Annotated in this window: 16 protein-coding genes; 5 read left to right on the forward strand and 11 right to left on the reverse strand. The window is 71.2% G+C overall.

The annotated features are described in order from the left end of the window. Positions 1-187 precede the first annotated feature (187 nt). Together L0H79_RS14370 and L0H79_RS14375 are read right to left on the reverse strand one after the other, a co-directional pair. Positions 188-991 carry an endonuclease V gene (locus L0H79_RS14370; RefSeq protein ID WP_301485317.1) on the reverse strand — a complete coding sequence of 268 codons (804 nt, stop codon included), beginning with the start codon at positions 989-991 and terminating at the stop codon, positions 188-190. A gap of 285 nt (positions 992-1,276) precedes the next feature. After that, entirely contained in the window at positions 1,277-1,732 is a 456-nt protein-coding gene (locus L0H79_RS14375) for a MarR family winged helix-turn-helix transcriptional regulator (protein WP_301485318.1), read from the reverse strand. A gap of 68 nt (positions 1,733-1,800) precedes the next feature. On the opposite strand from L0H79_RS14375, the gene L0H79_RS14380 reads away from it, so the two are divergent. Further along, positions 1,801-2,214, forward strand: coding sequence for a hypothetical protein (locus tag L0H79_RS14380; RefSeq protein ID WP_301485319.1), 414 nt, complete (start codon positions 1,801-1,803; stop codon positions 2,212-2,214). 107 nt (positions 2,215-2,321) lie between these two features. Next, complete coding sequence (locus L0H79_RS14385; RefSeq protein WP_301485320.1) at positions 2,322-2,774, forward strand: DUF2269 family protein; 453 nt, start codon at positions 2,322-2,324, stop codon at positions 2,772-2,774. Between the two features lie 130 nt (positions 2,775-2,904). Here L0H79_RS14385 and L0H79_RS14390 read toward each other — a convergent pair whose 3' ends face one another. Genes L0H79_RS14390 through L0H79_RS14420 form a run of 7 tightly spaced genes read right to left on the reverse strand, consistent with a single transcriptional unit; the run spans position 2,905 to position 9,569 of the window. After that, positions 2,905-4,074, reverse strand: coding sequence for a lipid-transfer protein (locus L0H79_RS14390; RefSeq protein ID WP_301485321.1), 1,170 nt, complete (start codon positions 4,072-4,074; stop codon positions 2,905-2,907). Between the two features lie 5 nt (positions 4,075-4,079). Beyond that, positions 4,080-4,514 (reverse strand): MaoC/PaaZ C-terminal domain-containing protein, encoded by a 435-nt coding sequence (locus L0H79_RS14395; RefSeq protein ID WP_301485322.1) that lies wholly within the window; start codon positions 4,512-4,514, stop codon positions 4,080-4,082. After that, positions 4,511-4,969, reverse strand: coding sequence for a Zn-ribbon domain-containing OB-fold protein (locus L0H79_RS14400; RefSeq protein ID WP_301485323.1), 459 nt, complete (start codon positions 4,967-4,969; stop codon positions 4,511-4,513). The genes L0H79_RS14395 and L0H79_RS14400 overlap by 4 nt, the downstream gene beginning before the upstream one ends. A gap of 1 nt (position 4,970) precedes the next feature. Then, entirely contained in the window at positions 4,971-5,564 is a 594-nt protein-coding gene (locus L0H79_RS14405; RefSeq protein ID WP_301485324.1) for a MaoC family dehydratase N-terminal domain-containing protein, read from the reverse strand. Between the two features lie 11 nt (positions 5,565-5,575). Continuing rightward, positions 5,576-7,339 (reverse strand): AMP-binding protein, encoded by a 1,764-nt coding sequence (locus L0H79_RS14410; protein WP_301485325.1) that lies wholly within the window; start codon positions 7,337-7,339, stop codon positions 5,576-5,578. Continuing rightward, a complete protein-coding gene (locus L0H79_RS14415) occupies positions 7,336-8,391 on the reverse strand; it encodes an acyl-CoA dehydrogenase family protein (RefSeq protein WP_301485326.1) in 1,056 nt (351 codons plus the stop codon). Before L0H79_RS14415 ends, L0H79_RS14410 begins: the two co-directional genes overlap by 4 nt. Next, entirely contained in the window at positions 8,388-9,569 is a 1,182-nt protein-coding gene (locus tag L0H79_RS14420; RefSeq protein WP_301485327.1) for an acyl-CoA dehydrogenase family protein, read from the reverse strand. The genes L0H79_RS14415 and L0H79_RS14420 overlap by 4 nt, the downstream gene beginning before the upstream one ends. A 178-nt stretch (positions 9,570-9,747) precedes the next feature. Here L0H79_RS14420 and L0H79_RS14425 point away from each other — a divergent pair, with 178 nt between their 5' ends. Next, a complete protein-coding gene (locus tag L0H79_RS14425; protein ID WP_301485328.1) occupies positions 9,748-10,380 on the forward strand; it encodes a TetR family transcriptional regulator in 633 nt (210 codons plus the stop codon). Positions 10,381-10,422: 42 nt separating this feature from the next. On the opposite strand, the gene L0H79_RS14430 is transcribed toward L0H79_RS14425, so the two are convergent. Next, complete coding sequence (locus tag L0H79_RS14430; RefSeq protein ID WP_301485329.1) at positions 10,423-11,367, reverse strand: SDR family NAD(P)-dependent oxidoreductase; 945 nt, start codon at positions 11,365-11,367, stop codon at positions 10,423-10,425. An 89-nt stretch (positions 11,368-11,456) separates the two neighbouring features. Here L0H79_RS14430 and L0H79_RS14435 point away from each other — a divergent pair, with 89 nt between their 5' ends. Both L0H79_RS14435 and L0H79_RS14440 read left to right on the forward strand, forming a co-directional pair. After that, the gene (locus L0H79_RS14435) at positions 11,457-13,685 is read left to right on the forward strand and encodes an acyl-CoA dehydrogenase (RefSeq protein WP_301485330.1); all 2,229 of its coding nucleotides are present in this window, start codon (positions 11,457-11,459) and stop codon (positions 13,683-13,685) included. Positions 13,686-13,782: 97 nt separating this feature from the next. After that, positions 13,783-14,646, forward strand: a complete 864-nt coding sequence (locus tag L0H79_RS14440; protein ID WP_301485331.1) for a MaoC/PaaZ C-terminal domain-containing protein — start codon at positions 13,783-13,785, stop codon at positions 14,644-14,646. Between the two features lie 15 nt (positions 14,647-14,661). Here the strand turns inward: L0H79_RS14440 and L0H79_RS14445 are convergent. Next, positions 14,662-14,954 (reverse strand): DUF2200 domain-containing protein (locus L0H79_RS14445; RefSeq protein WP_301485332.1); only part of this gene is annotated, 293 nt, incomplete at its 5' end.

Below are 14,954 nucleotides of genomic sequence, written 5' to 3' on the forward strand. Positions count from 1 at the left end.
CCCGTACGGCCCCCGACCGCAAACCGCCTTCCCCCGGCGCACATGACGTCACGGTATGCCGCTCAGCGGAGTGAGCGGCATACCCTCGGCCTCGTCTGTGGCTCAGTGGGATTCGTGGTTGGGACCCGCAGTCACGGGGTTGTGCGTGGTCGTGGTCGCCCCAACGACACCGACCGCACACAGCCCGTCACCAGAATGGACCCGGCCGATGCGCATCACCGTCCCGGCTCTCCTCCGCCTGTCGAGCCTCTCGGGCAGCGCGCCGGGCTTGACGGAGCGGCTCCGGCGTGCGGTGGCGCGTGCTGGTCCCCAGCACGACAGCGATGGCCGTCTCGAGGTCGACCCGCCAGCCGGGGTGGACGACGAGAGGGCGGGCCCCCGGCCCGGTGCGCATCCGGCACGCGACCACCTCGTTGCCGATCCGTAGCGCGCTGGTGGCCCCGCGCGGTTCGTCCGGCCACGTGCCCCGGGCCACCAGGGGGCGACGCGTGATGCCGATGGTGGGCAGTCCGAGCTGCGCGCCCAGGTGCAGCGCGAGACCGGCCCTACGCGGATGGTCTCTGGCGGTGGCGTCGATCAGCAGCACGTCCGGCGCGCGATCGAGGGAGCGCACCGCGTCCTCCATGAGGCGACCGATCCGCAGAGCGAGCAGGCCGGGGAGGTAGGCCGCTGCGGCCACGCTCCGGAATGTCCGCAGGTCCAGGACCTCGTCGTCGTGCATGACGACGGAGGCGACCCAAGCCGGGTCCCCGGCCGCCCCGGGACCGGTCAGCCCGCGCCGGAAGCAGACCCGGCACGCACCAACCCTGACGTCCCTGAGCTGGACCCGGCCCGGCGAGACTGTCGCTGGCTGGGCGGTCAACGACCGGGCGCCGCCGTTCCGGTCGCTGCCGTTCCGGTCGCCGCTGACTGGCAGCGGCCACAGCTCAGGGGTCCGCGCCGCGAGCTGCTCCTGTACGAGGCTCAGCGCTTCCGGGTCCGTCGGCCACATCTCACCATCGTGACGGACCGGGCCGGGCGCGTGGGTTCTCGCCGAGGAACAGATCCGCAGCACGGCTCCTCGCCAGCGGCGCACCGCGTGCGCGAGCGCGGGCTGAGAGCGCTGGCCGCGGCACGTGCGGCGGCGCGTCGAGCATCGGTTGAGCCGCAGTGCCCCTGCCAGGCGCGAGGCAGCCTCGCCCGAACTGTTGCTGGGCGTGGCCGGCCAGCAACCCGACGGGCTGGCCGGTTTGGCTGGGAGCGGGGACGGGTAGGCCCGGGTGTGGGTGCGATGGTGTCAGGATGTTGCGTCGGCAGCGCTGACCTCGTCGGCAACGTTGTGTTGCAGGCGAGCCAGCAGCCGGTACAGGGTGGCGATGTCTCGGTCGGAGATCCCGGCCCGCAGCTGGTGGTCGAAGTCGGCGGCGGCGCGGCGCAGACGGCTGAAGGCCTCCTGGCCCTCGGCCGTGAGCTCGACAAGGTGCACGCGCCGGTTCGTCGGGTCACGCCGACGGGTGAGCAGGCCATGGGTCTGCATCGCGTCGAGGTGAACGGTCAGCGTGGCTCCCTGGATGCCGACGGCTTCGGCGAGCTCGCGTTGGCTGGCCAGCTGCCGGGTCTTCAGCGAGATCAGGATCAGCCACTGGGGCAGGGACCCCCCGGCTGCGGCCAGTTCGTCGTCGAAGGCCCGGGCGACGCTCTTCGCGACGCGGGCCAGTTCGCGACCGATCGGGGTAGGTACGGGAGCGGGCATGCCAGTCAGGTTACTCTATAGATGACTAATCATTTGGACACTAAAGGTTCGTGTGCTAAGCAGGAGAGATGAACCGACACCACGACCACCAACCGACCGTCGTCAACTCGAACCCGAAATACCCCATGCCCGTGTTCATGGACCCGCCGACAGCCGGCTACCTGCACGTGGCGCCATCCGTTGACCCGCCCGGCACCGGCCCGCCGTTCGTGCGCCCGAGCCGACGCCGCGCGGCGACGCTGGAACAGCTGAGACCCTACGACCAGATCGACAAGCCGGTCAGCACTCGTCTCGACCCGGGCGAGAACCCGGACAGCTTCCTCCGGCGTTGCACCGAGCTGGCCGCGCACGGCATCCAGCATGCCATCGTCATCACCGCGGGCCCGTGGACCCGCAACACCATCACGACCCTGGCGGCCGTCATCCCCGCCCTGGAGCAGATCTCACCGCCGGCCCCCGGCAGCCACTCGAGGTCGGCGTGACCGGCCCGCCCCGCCGCGGCGCGAAGCGAACCGGGACCGGACGAGCCCGACTTCGGACCGGGGAAGCCTGACCCGTCCGACTAGCACTAGCCAGAAAGGAGGCTCCGATGTACGGCTGGCTTCTGTTCGTGCACATTCTCGCAGCGATGGTATGGGTCGGAGGGGCCCTCACGCTCAGCGCGCTCGCGACGCACGTCCTGCACGAGGGTCGCAGCGACGCAGTGCACAGGTTCGTCACCAGCCTGCGGGTGATCGGACCCCTCGTGTTCGCGCCGGCCCCGGTCCTCGTCATCGGCTTCGGCGTGTGGATCGTGTTGATCGGTGACACCTGGACGTTCGCTCAGGCGTGGCTTTCGGCGTCGTTCGCCTTGTTCGGGGCGGCCTTCCTGGTCGGGGTCGCGTTCCAGAGCCGAGCCGCGATCGCGGCGGAGCGGGCCGCGGCAGACGACCGGCAAGACGAGGCGATCCGTCAGCTGCGCCGGTGGTCGTGGGGCAGCCGGGTGGTTGTCGTGCTCCTGGCCGCGGCGACCTGGGTGATGGTGTTCAAGCCCGGTATGTGACGAGGGCTGTATATTCCTTCATGCGGTGCTGAGGCGCGGTGTTGCGTGGGCGTGGGCGCCCCAGCTACACCAACCGCGCAAAACCTCGCCCGAAGAGACCCCGGCCCTTGTGGGCGTCCGTGGATGGGACTCAGCTGTCGACACCGAGGACGAGGGCGCTGGTGGGCACGCCCGTCCCGGCGGTGACCAGGACGTGCTCGGCCCGCTTGGCCTGGTTGACGGCGGTACCGCGGATCTGGCGGACGCCTTCGGCGATGCCGTTCATCCCGTGGATGTAGGCCTCACCGAGCTGACCGCCGTGGGTGTTGATCGGCAGGGCCGAGTCGAGGGTCCCGTTGCCCTCGGCGAGGAAGTCCTTGGCCTCGCCGCGTCCGCAGAAGCCGAACTCCTCGAGCTGGGCGAGCACGAACGGGCTGAAGTGGTCGTAGAGCACGGCCGCGTCGATGTCGGCGGCGCGCAGACCGGACTTGTCCCAGAGCTGCTCGGCGACCAGACCCATCTCGGGCAGGGGCCGGTCGGCGTCGCCGCGGTAGAAGCTGGTCATCGAGTGCTGGTCGTATGCCGCCCCCTGCGCCGAGGCGCGGATGACCGCCGAGGTGCCCTGCAGGTCACGGGCCCGCTCCAGCGAGGTGATCACGAAGGCCTGCCCGCCGTCGGACTCCTGGCAGCAGTCCAGCAGGTGCAGCGGCTTGGCGATCCACCGGGAGGCCTGGTGGTCCTCGAGGGTGATCGGCTTCTCGTAGAACCACGCCTTCGGGTTCGTCGAGGCATGCTGGCGGTCGAGCACGGCCACCCGGCCGAAGTCCTCGCTGGTGGCGCCATACAGGTGCATGTAGCGCCGGGCGAACATCGCGATCCACGAGGCGGGCGTCATCAGGCCGTGCGGCAGGTACCACGCGTAGTTCGCCGCCCGGGCGTCCACGCCCCAGCCCTCGACGTTGAGCGCGGTGCCGAACCGGGCCCCGGAGCGCTCGTTGAAGGCTCGGTAGGCGACCACGGTCTGCGCCGCTCCGGTCGCCACGGCCATCGCCGCGTGCATGATCGTCCCGCACGCCGCACCGCCGCCGTAGTCGACCATCCCGAAGTAGGTCAGCGCCTGCGCGCCGAGGCCCCGGGCGACGTCGATCGACGGGGACGTGTCCATCCCGTAGGAGACGAAGCCGTCAACCTGCGACGGGGAGACGCCCGCGTCGTCCAGGGCGGACTTCGACGCCTCGATCGCGAGCTGGAGCTCGGACCGGCCGGACTCCTTGGAGAACTCTGTCGCACCGATCCCCGCGATCGCGGTGGTGCCGTGCATGCCTGTCATCGTGATTCTTCCTTGTCGTGCGTCGTCGGGGCCGGTGCGTCCTGGATGTCCTCGGGCAGGACGGCGACGACGGCGCCGGAGGCGTGCTGACCGCCGTCGGTGTCCGCGGTCACCGTGATGGTGGCCTGGCGGGTGGCCTCGTCGTATTCGGTGACCTCGCCCGCGAAGGTGAGGGTGTCGCCGGGGTGGACTGGGTGGCCGAGCCGAATGCTCACGCTGGACAGGCGGACTCGCGGTCCTCCCCAGTCGGTGACGTACCTGCCGACCAGGCCGGTCGTGGTGAGGATGTTCATGAAGATGTCGCGCGTGCCGGCTGCGAGGGCCGCCTGCCGGTCGTGGTGCACGAGGGAGTAGTCGTGCGTCGCGAGGGCTCCGCCGGCGACCAGTGTCGCGGTGACGGGGATGCTGAGCGGGGGAAGCGTGGTCGTCATGAGAGGCTCCCCTCGGCCGCCAGAGCCTCGGTCGAGGACACGACGACGTGCGGCGCGCCGGGCAGGTAGCCGGCCGGCAGCACGAGGTCGTCGCCGTAGCGCTGCGGCACGACCTCGACGGGCATCCCGATCTGCGCCTCGTCCTCGGCGCACTCGAGGTTGACGACGAGCCGCACGCCGTCCTGCAGCTCGACCAGACCGACGAGGTAGCCGGGCACGAAGGGCGGCAGGACGGGGTGGTAGAGCGCCGTGAAGGTCACGAGCGTCCCCATACCGGACACCTCGTCGGCCTGCCAGGACAGGGAGTGGCATCGCGGGCACATCGGCACCGGCGGGTGCCGGTGCGCGTGGCACCGGGTGCACTGCTGGATCGTGAGCCGGCCCTGGGCGAGGCTCTCGAAGAAGAACGCGTTGTCGCGGTTGACAGCGGGCTGCTGCCGGGTCGGGGTCGCCATGTCAGGCCTCCGTGATCGTGTCGGGCTGGGTGCGGGGTGCGTACCAGAGCGTGCGGAAGCGCATCGTGCCGACCTGCTCGTCCGCCTCGTCCAAGAAGGTGATGAGGGTCGTGATGAACAGGCCCTCGCCGAGGCCGGTGTGCTTGAGCTCGGAGATCGACTCGACCCGCTCCTCGCTGTGCAGCCGGTCCTCCGGGCGCAGGTAGCGGTCGTAGGTCTGGTCGCCGTTGACCGCGACGACGCTCGTGAAGCCGTTGGCCTGCAGGATCTGGTAGGCGCGGTCGACCGGGCTCGGGGGCAGCTGCTCGTCGAGCCGGTTCATCGCCCACACCTGCAGCGAGGTGGCCGGGGCGACGATGCCGGGGTGCCCCGCAGCGCGGGCGGCCACATCGTCGGTGTAGATCGGGTTGGCGTCGCCGAGGACATCCGTCAGGGCACCGATCGCCCGGTCGGTGATCGCGTACCTCGACTGGTAGTGGCGGACCTCGCCACGCTCGATGATCTGCGTGATCTGCGATCGCGCGGAGTCTGCGTCAGGCAGCGTGCAGGTCCTGGGCTTCGTGTCTGCCGTCGTCATCGTGTCCGTGTCTGGCATCGTGGTCTCCTTCATCGCTTGAGGAGCGGCTCGCGACCGCTCTCGACGTATGTGGCCCGGATCTCGTTTCGGCGTTCGTCGCCCAACCGGGTGTAGGTGAACTGTCGGTCGCTTCGCTCCCACACCTCGTCCGAGGTGTCCCAGTACTCGCGGCGCAGCGCCGGTTTGTTGATCTTGTTCGTCGCGGTGACCGGCAGGGCCGAGACGATCCGCACGTAGCGGGGTATCCACTTCGTGCCGAGGTCGGGCTGCGCCTCGAGGAAGCGCCCGAAGTCGCGCGGGTCGAAGGGAGCGTCACCGTCGAGCTGGAGGGCGAGCATCACCTGGTCGCCGCTCACCTCGTCGGGGACGGGGTAGACGGCGGCGAGCAGGGTGCGGCCGTAGCGGCCGATGATGCGCTCGATGGGTGCAGCCGTGAAGTTCTCGCCGTCGACGCGGAACCGGTCGCCGCCGCGCCCGGCGAAGTAGAAGAACCCGGCCTCGTCCCGATAGCCGAGGTCGCCGGTCCAGAAGTGGCCCTCACGGGTGCGCTCGGCCGTGGCGGCGGGGTCCTGGTAGTAACCCTCGAAGGTGCTGGCGTTGCCGAGGGCGACGAGCTCGCCGATCGCCTCCTCGGGGTTGAGGATGGTGTGGTTGTCGCCGAAGCGGGCGCGCGGCTTCTCCGCGAGGGTGAACGGGTCGAGGACCGCGGCCTCGTAGGTGACGACGGTCGGCGGCAGGCCGAGCGCGTCCTCCGGGGTGTCCGGGGTGCGCACGAGGTTGAGGCCACCCTCGGACGAGCCGTAGCTCTCGAACGGCTCGACGCCGAAACGGCGCGCGAACTCGCTCCGGTCACGGGTGGTCGCCTCGGTGCCCCACACCGCCCTCAGGGCGGTCTGCTTCTCCTCGGGCCGCTCGGGCTGGGCCAGCAGGTAGGAGAGCACTCGTCCCACGTAGTTGAAGTACGTCGCCCGGAACTTCAGCAGGTCATCGAGGAAGCCGGAGGCGGAGAAGCGCCGGGCGAGGGCGAAGCCGGAGCCGAGGTAGAGCGGGCTGGCCCAGCAGGCGAGCAGCGCGTTGGAGTGGAAGAGCGGCATCGCGTTGTAGGCGACACCGTCGCGGGTCAGCCCGCCGAGTCCGTAGCCGGCCGCGAAGGCGAACCGCCCCGTCGAGCACAGCGCGGCCTTGGGCCGCCCGGTCGAGCCGGAGGTGAACTGCATCATCAGGATCGTCGCGGGGTCGTATGCCGCCGGCGCCTCCGGAGGCGTGTGGTCGTCCTGCGCGGCGACCTCGTCGCGGTAGTCCGCCGAGTCGACGTCGAGCACCGGCACCTTGGCCTGAACCCCGCCGTCACCGCCGTCATCGCCGACCTCGCCGCCGCCGCCGAGGGCCGCGAGCGAGTCTCGTTCATCGGCGCCGACGAGGACGAGCTGGCAGTCCGTGGCGACGACGTCGTCGGCCAGCTCCTGCCCGCGGCGGGTCGCGTTGAGGCTGACCAGGGTGAGCCCGGCGAGCGCGGCTGCACCCCAGACGAAGAGGTACTCCGGGCGGTTGCCCATGAGGATGCCGACGTGCGGCGGGCGGGACGGGTCGATCCGGTCGAGCAGCAGGTGCGAGCGCCGGATCGACTCTCGTACGTAGGTGTCCCACGTGTAGGTCTCGTCCTCGAAGAGGATGCCGACCTTGTGATCACCGAGTCGGGTCAGGATGAGCTCGGCCGTGGTCACCGGGTCCGGTCGGGTGGCCGCGGCCTCGGTCGAGGCGGCCAGTTTTGTGATCGACGTGGTGGGGCTCATCGGACGGTTCCCTTCTCGGCGACGACGGCGTCACCGATCTCGGCGAGCAGGGCGTCCGCGGCGCCCAGGGCGATGGCGATGTCGCGGACGAGGACGAAGTAGCGGTGGATGTGGTTGTCGACGTCGGCGCCCATGCCACCGTGCAGGTGTTGCACCGCGTGGACGGCCCTCACCCCGGCGGTGGTGACCCACCAGGCCGCCTCCGTCGCGGCCTGCGCCGCGTCGGGCTGCTCCTCGTCGATGGCCACCGCAGCGCGCATGGTCGCCAGCCGCATCGACTCGGTGTCGATGTGGGCGTCGGCGGCCCGGATGGCGACGCCCTGCTTGGTCGAGAGGGGCTGGCCGAACTGGACCCGGTGCGAGACGTATTCGGCCGTGCGCCGGACCGCCTCGGTGGCAGCTCCGGTCGCGAAGGCCGCGAGCGCGGTGCGCAGCCGCGGGAGCACGTCGGCCGGGGTGACGCCCTCGACGACGTCGAGGTCGGCGAGCGGCACAGACACCCGACCGGTCGCGCCGTCGACGCCGAGGCCTGCCGGTCGCAGCTCGACTCCGTCGTGGTCGGCCGGCACGAGGTGGAGCGCGCCACCCTCGTCAGCGAGCAGCAGGTGCGAGACGTGCTGAGCGGCATACACGATCCCGAGAGCCCCCTCGAGACGGTCACCGTCGACGCGCAGGGTGTGCAGCGGGTCTCCGGTGCTGATCGCGACGGTGATCTCACCGGCGGCGATGCGCTCGGCGGCCGGGTGGCCGGCCCGGGCCAGGACGAGGCCGGCGACGGCGTTCGGGGCGAAGGGAATACGCGCCGGTGCGCGTCCCGCCTCGAGCAGCGCGAGGAAGAGGCCGGCCATGCCGAGGCCTGGCTCGTCGCCGTCGCCGATCACGGCCTCGATCACCCCGGAGGTGGCGAGGGCGGCGTGCAAAGCTTCGTCCCAGGCGCCGGCCTCGGCGTCGATCGCCGCGATGGACTCGTCGCTCGTCTGCCCGTCGATGATCGAGGCGACGAGCTGCTGCAGGTCGCCTTGGTCCTCGGTGGGCCGGAAGGTCATCGTCATCGGGTCCCCCTCGTCATTCCGAGCGTCGTCCAGGCGACGATCTCGCGTTGGATCTCGGCGACGCCGCCGCCGAACGTGTTGATCTGTGCCGACAGGTTCATCAGCGCCAGGCGCCCGTCGGTGATGCAGGACGGTGCCTCGGAGACCTCGAGTCCGGCGGCGCCGACGACCTCGAGCGTGAGGCGGTAGATCTCCAGGGCCGCCTCGGTGGCGTAGACCTTCGCCGCGGACGCCTGGCCGGGGTCGGTCACGTCGTCGGCGGTCGCCTCGACGAGCCGCCAGTTCATCAGGGACATGACGTTGGCCAGGGCGCCGGCCCGGGCGAGCGCAGTGCGCACCCAAGTCAGGTCGGTGTACGGTCGACCGTCGGGCAGGCTCTGACGGGCCGCCCACTCCTTGGCCTCCTCGAACATGCCGATGCTGATGCCGGAGAAGGCCGCGAGGCCGACCCGCTCGTGGTTGAGCTGGGTGGTGATGAGCCGCCAGCCGTTGTCGAGGCCGCCGACGACGTTGCCGACCGGGACGCGGACGTTGTCGTAGTAGGTCGCGGTCGTGCTGACCCCGCCGACGGTCCGGATCGGTGTCGCGGAGAAGCCGGGGTCGCTGGTCGGCACGAGGATGAGCGAGATGCCCTTGTGCTTCGGGGCGTCCGGGTCGGTCCGGGCGGCGAGCCAGATCCAGTCGGCGCCGTCGGCACCGGAGGTGAAAACCTTGTTGCCGTTGATGAGCAGCTCGTCACCGTCGCGGCGCGCCGAGGTACGCAGCGACGCGAGGTCGGTGCCGGCCTCGGGCTCGGTGTAGCCGATGGCGAAGACGAGCTCGCCGGCCAGGATCCTGGGCAGGAAGTAGGCCTTCTGCTCCGGGGAGCCGTGGGCCATCAATGTGGGCGCCACGGTGGTCAAGGTGATCATCGGCAGCGGGGCGCCCGCCCGGTAGGCCTCGGAGAAGAGCACGAACTGGGCGGCGGGCCCGCGATCGGATCCGCCGAACTCGCTCGGCCAGCCGATGCCGAGCCAGCCGTCGGAGCCCATCGCCCGCATGATCCGGTCGCGGGCGGGGCCCCCGGTCTCGCCCTCGCGGTGGAGCTCGCGGCGGACCTCGGGGGTGAGCAGCCCGTCGAAGTACGCGCGCAGCTCCTTCTGCAGGGCGAGAGTCTCGTCGTCAAGTGTGAAGTGCACGGTGGTTGTCGCCTTCCCTCCGGACGCCTGCGTCCGGGCTCAGCTGCTGTGGTGCGGTATATGTAGAATGAATTCTAGAAACGGATCTGTCAAGGGGCTCGGCGGCACAGATGGGAGAATGCCTGTCAGTCAAGGCAGACACCAGTCGCCCGGGTCGCCCGCGCGGGAAGGGGAGGACATGCCACGGCTGTCGCAGCCACGGGAGCCGGCCGTGCCGAGCACGCCGGCCCAGGTCGAGCGGTATCGGCGCATCCTGCGGGTCGTACGCGAGCTGACGATGGCCAAGGGCGAGGACGCCGTGCAGATGCAGGACGTCGCGCAGGAGGCCGGGGTCGCGCTCAACACGCTCTACCGGTACTTCCCCTCGAAGTCACACCTGTATGCCGCCGTGCTGGCCAGCGAGCTCGAACAGCTACGCGACCACGCGCCGGCGCGCAAGGGCACCAAGGCGGCCCGCGACCCCGAGTCTGCCGTGCTCGCGGTCATCGAGTCCGCGACCGAGGCCCTGCTCTCCCGCCCGCTGCTCGCCTCGGCGATGCTCCACTCGGTGAACGCCCCGGCTGTCGGCGGAAGCAACGACGCCTCACGGGTCGACGACGCGATGCGCGCGGCCGTCCTCGACGCGGCCGGGATCGAGCAGCCGACCGAGGGCGACCAGCGGATGGTGTACGTCATCCTGCTCGGCTGGTCCGCAGCCCTGGCCGCCGTGCTCAACGGGCGGCTCGAGCGCGAGGAGGCGAACGCCCAGATGGAGCTGCTCGTCACCCAGCTGCTCCAGGTGCGCTCGACGCTGGCGGACCGTGCCAGCTGAGCCCCGAGCTTCGGCCCGGCTGACGGGCCCCGACGGGGACGCTCAGGCGCCGACGGGCTGCACCCCGGTCGTGTCGAGCTTGGCCAGGCCGTAGGCGGCGAACGTGGCGTACGGGTCGCGGTCGGCGAAGTAGCCGCCGAGCTTGCGGGCCAGCTCCTCCTCGGTGAACAGGTCGTCGTCGGCGGTGAAGACATGCTCAGCCTGGGCCGGCTCTAGCAGCGCGACGAAGTCGCCATAGGAGATGAACAGCTGGCCGCTGATCCCGGCCGAGGCGGGCGAGGCGAGGAAGGCGACGAGCCGCGCGACGCGTTCCGGGGACAGGATGTCGAGGCGCCCGCCATCCGCGTCGGCCGAGAAGACGTGCTCGGTCATCGCGGTGCGCGCCCGCGGGGCGATCGCGTTGACCTGCACGCCGTAGCGGGCCAGTCCCTGGGCGGTGGAGAGGGTCAGGGCGGTGATGCCCGCCTTGGCGGCCGAGTAGTTCGGCTGTCCGGCCGCGCCCATCAGGCCGGCCTCCGAGGTCGTGTTGATGATCCGGCCGTAGACCGGCCCGCCCGCGACCTTCGACTTGGCGCGGAAGTAGACCGCGGCGGCCCGGCTCAGCGAGGCGTGGCCCTTGAGGTGGACGTCGAGGACGAGGTCCCAGTCCTGCTCGGTGAGGTTGAAGATCATCGTGTCGCGGATGACCCCGGCGTTGTTGACGACGATGTCGAGGGCGCCGAAGGTGTCGACGGCGGCTTCGACGAGCTCGTCGCCGAGCGCCCACCGGCTGATGTCGCCGCGGACGGCGAGGGCCCTGCCGCCGGCCTCGGTGATCAGCCGCGCGGTCGTCTCGGCGCCCTCACCGAGGTCGTTGACGACGACGGCGGCGCCCTGCGCGGCCAGTCGCAGCGCCTCGGTCTGGCCGAGACCGGCGCCGGCGCCGGTGACGATCGCGGTGCGGCCGTGCAGATCCACGGCGGTCGATCCTGCTTGGGTAGCTGACATGGGGTGAACTCCTTCTCCAATGGGGCTTGCCTATAACCATAATTCATTCTAGTTTTGGAATGCAAGATCCCAGCCGACCAGGAGTCACCATGGATTCACACCTCCCGCTCGACGGCGACCTCGTCGACTTCGCCCTGTTGCTCGACCAGTTCGGCACCGCCCAGGTGGACCCGGACCTCATCCACCAGGTCGTCGACTCCACCGACGCAGAGGCCGCAGAGCTCGCCCAGCCCCTGACCAAGGCCCTCACGCAGCTGGGAGCGCTGGGTGTACACCTGCCCGAGGCGGTCGACGGTGGTGGCACCGGCGTCCTCGGGCTGGCCACCCTGGCCGAGGCGCTCGGCCGGCGCCTGGTCCCCGGCCCGGCCCTGCCCACCGCTCTGGCCGCGGCGGTGCTCCACGCGGCAGGGGCGCACGAGCTCGTGCCCGCCCTGGCCGACGGGTCGGTGCTGGGGGCGGTAGGCCTCGCCGAGGGTGACCTGCGAGTCGAGGGCGGACCAACCGGCCCGACGGTGAGCGGTACCAGCGGCATCGTCCTCGGAGGCGCAGCCGCCGAGCTCTTCGTCGTCCCCGCGACCGCAGACTCCGGTCGGGTCTGGCTGCTGCTCGAGCGCGGGTCGGCCAAGGTCGACCCGGTGCGCGGCTATGACCTGACCCGCCGGGGCGCACGAGTCACGACAGCGGCCGGGACCGCGGCACGTGTCCTGGAGGTCGACCCCGAGCTGCCCACCCAGCTGACCGCGGTGGCACTCGCCGCCGAGTCGGTCGGCATCGCGGCATGGTGCACCGCCACGGCCGCCGACTACGCGCGGGTCCGGGAGCAGTTCGGCCGCCCCATCGGTTCCTTCCAGGCGGTCAAGCACCGCATCTCGCGGATGCTCGTCACCACCGAGCAGGCCCGCGCCATCGTGTGGGATGCCGCTCGCGCCCTCGACGACGCACGGACCTCCGCGCCGGAGCGGGCTCTCGTCGCGGCTGCCGCCGCGGGGCTCGGCGTCGAGTCCGGGCTCAGCGCGGCGAAGGACCTGATCAACACGCTCGGTGGGATCGGCTTCACCTGGGAGCACCTGGCCGGCTTCTACCTGCGCCGCGCCCACCTCAGCCGCATCCTGCTCGGCAGTGCCGACCGCTGGGCGGCCGAGGTCGGCCGGCTGGCGCTTGCCGGGGCGCGCCGGAGTGCCTCGATCGAGCTGCCCGCCGGTCTCGAAGAGAGCCGTGCGCACATCCGCGACGAGCTCGAGGAGGCGGCCGCGCTGCCCGGTCCCGAGCGGGCCGGCTTCCTCGGCGACCACGGCTACACGATGCCGACCCTGCCCGTCCCGTGGGGCAAGGGCGCCGACGTCCCGACCCAGCTCGTCATCGCCGAGGAGCTCGCCCGCGCCGGTCTCGAACCACACGACATGGTCATCGGCAACTGGGTCGTTCCGGCCGTCGTCGCCTTCGGCACCGACGAGCAGAAGGAGCGCTTCGTGCGCCCATCGCTGCGCGGCGACATCACATGGTGCCAGCTGTTCAGCGAGCCCGGCGCCGGCTCGGACCTGGCCGCGCTGACGACCCGGGCCGAGAAGGTGGATGGCGGATGGAGGATCAACGGGCAGAAGGTGTGGACCTCCGGCGCCCGCGCCGCCGACTACGGCATCCTGCTGGCCCGAACCGACCCCACGGTCGCCAAGCACAAGGGTCTGGGCTACTTCCTGCTCGACACCGCTGCCCCCGGCGTCGACATCCGCCCGCTCCGGGAGATCACCGGGGACGAGCTGTTCAACGAGGTCTTCCTCGACGACGTCTTGATCCCCGACGACTGCCTCGTCGGCGGCCCCACCGACGGCTGGGCCGCGGCGCTCAACACCTTGGCGAGCGAGCGGGTCGCGATGACCGGCGGCTCGCACTTCTCCACCGGGGACGAGGCCCTGCTCGCCGCGGCTCCCGAGGCGGGCGCCGACGACCCCCTCGTCCTCGCGCGCCTGGGCGACCTGCTCACCCGGTCGCTGTCGTCCTCGCTGCTCGGGCTGCGCACCACGCTGCGCTCGCTCTCCGGAGCGGCGCCCGGCGCCGAGGCGTCGCTCGCCAAGCTCATCTCCACCGCGACCATCCAGGACTCGTGGGAGGCGGTCGTCGACTGGCGCGGCCAGGCCGGGCTCGCGTGGCCCGCGACGGAGCCGGCGACTGAGACCGCAACAGAGGCCCTGGGCGGAGGCCGGCAGGACGACCCGATCCACATGTTCCTCAACTCCCGCGCGCTGACCATCGCCGGCGGCACCACCGACGTGCAGCTCAACATCGTCGGAGAGCGCATCCTGCGCCTCCCCCGAGAATGACGGCACGCCACTCACGGTTCGTGACTGTCCGACCGCCCGACTGACGGCCCCGACCAACAGCCCGCCGAGCGAAACCCACACCCAGACAAGGAAACCCATGCCCATCGACCTCGACGCTGCGCTGTCTGCCGACCCCGTCGTGCGGGAGATCTCCTGGACGCCGGCCGACGTATTGCTCTACCACCTCAGCCTCGGGGCAGGATCGACGCCCGGCAGGCCCGAGCTCGGCCTGACCTATGAGCGCGGGCTGTCGGTGCTGCCCACCTTCGGCCTCGTCGCCGGCGGCGGCCCGTCGAGCGGCCGGCTCACCCTGCCGGGCATGCGCCTGCCCGGCATCGACATCGACCTGCGCAAGGTGCTGCACGGCGGCCAGCGGATCGAGGTCCACCGGCCGCTGCCGACCGAGGGCTCCGCGCGGACGAGCCAGCGCGTGGCCGACGTCATCGACCTCGGGCAGGGGCGCGCGGCAGTGGTCGAGCTCGAGACGAGCGCCGAGGACGGCGACGGCCCGCTGTGGACCCAGACGTCGCAGATCTGGGCTCGCGGCGAGGGCGGCTTCGATGGCAGCGCCCCCAGGTCGGACGGGGTACGGCTGCCCGAGCGCGCCGCCGACCTGCGCGTCACCGCGTCGACCGGCGCCAACCAGGCGATGCTCTACCGCCTCAACGGGGACTACAACCCACTGCACATCGACCCGGAGTTCGCCCGCGGGGCCGGTCTCGACGGACCGATCCTGCACGGACTCGCGACGTTAGGGATCGCCGCGAAGGCCATCGTCGACGCTGTCGCCGGGGGCGAGGTCACCCGCCTGACCGGCATCGAGGCCAGGTTCGCGGGGATGGTCCGCCCTGGCCAGCAGGTCGCGGTCGAGATCTGGACCGCGACCGAAGGCGAGGTCCTCTTCCGCGCCTCGGTGGACGGGACCACCGCGCTCGACCGCGGTCGCGCCACGGTGCGTTGAGCGCAGGACCAGCCGTCAGGTCCGCAGGATCCGCTCCATGGACCTGCCCTTCGCGAGCTCGTCGACCAGTTTGTCCAGGTAGCGGATCTGTTGCATCAACGGATCGGCGACCTGTTCGACGCGGACACCGCACACCACACCAGTGATCGATGCTGCCCCCGGATTGAGGCGTGCATCGGCAAAGAAGTCCTCGAACGTCGTGCCTGCGGCCAGGTGGCCACGCAGCGCCGACTCGTCGAACCCGGTCAGCCACTCGATCACCTGGTCCAGCTCGCCCTTCGTACGCCCCTTCTTCTCGACCTTCGTCA

Source organism: Intrasporangium sp. (assembly GCF_030452765.1).
GTDB lineage: Bacteria > Actinomycetota > Actinomycetes > Actinomycetales > Dermatophilaceae > Intrasporangium_A.

Coding starts and splice junctions, on each gene's coding strand:
- L0H79_RS14380 (WP_301485319.1), top strand. CDS start 1,801: ATGAACCGACACCACGACCACCAACCGACCGTCGTCAACTCGAACCCG.
- L0H79_RS14425 (WP_301485328.1), top strand. CDS start 9,748: ATGCCACGGCTGTCGCAGCCACGGGAGCCGGCCGTGCCGAGCACGCCG.
- L0H79_RS14390 (WP_301485321.1), bottom strand. CDS start 4,074: ATGCACGGCACCACCGCGATCGCGGGGATCGGTGCGACAGAGTTCTCC.
- L0H79_RS14440 (WP_301485331.1), top strand. CDS start 13,783: ATGCCCATCGACCTCGACGCTGCGCTGTCTGCCGACCCCGTCGTGCGG.
- L0H79_RS14375 (WP_301485318.1), bottom strand. CDS start 1,732: ATGCCCGCTCCCGTACCTACCCCGATCGGTCGCGAACTGGCCCGCGTC.
- L0H79_RS14395 (WP_301485322.1), bottom strand. CDS start 4,514: ATGACGACCACGCTTCCCCCGCTCAGCATCCCCGTCACCGCGACACTG.
- L0H79_RS14415 (WP_301485326.1), bottom strand. CDS start 8,391: ATGACGATGACCTTCCGGCCCACCGAGGACCAAGGCGACCTGCAGCAG.
- L0H79_RS14430 (WP_301485329.1), bottom strand. CDS start 11,367: ATGTCAGCTACCCAAGCAGGATCGACCGCCGTGGATCTGCACGGCCGC.
- L0H79_RS14385 (WP_301485320.1), top strand. CDS start 2,322: ATGTACGGCTGGCTTCTGTTCGTGCACATTCTCGCAGCGATGGTATGG.
- L0H79_RS14405 (WP_301485324.1), bottom strand. CDS start 5,564: ATGCCAGACACGGACACGATGACGACGGCAGACACGAAGCCCAGGACC.
- L0H79_RS14435 (WP_301485330.1), top strand. CDS start 11,457: ATGGATTCACACCTCCCGCTCGACGGCGACCTCGTCGACTTCGCCCTG.
- L0H79_RS14370 (WP_301485317.1), bottom strand. CDS start 991: ATGTGGCCGACGGACCCGGAAGCGCTGAGCCTCGTACAGGAGCAGCTC.
- L0H79_RS14410 (WP_301485325.1), bottom strand. CDS start 7,339: ATGAGCCCCACCACGTCGATCACAAAACTGGCCGCCTCGACCGAGGCC.
- L0H79_RS14400 (WP_301485323.1), bottom strand. CDS start 4,969: ATGGCGACCCCGACCCGGCAGCAGCCCGCTGTCAACCGCGACAACGCG.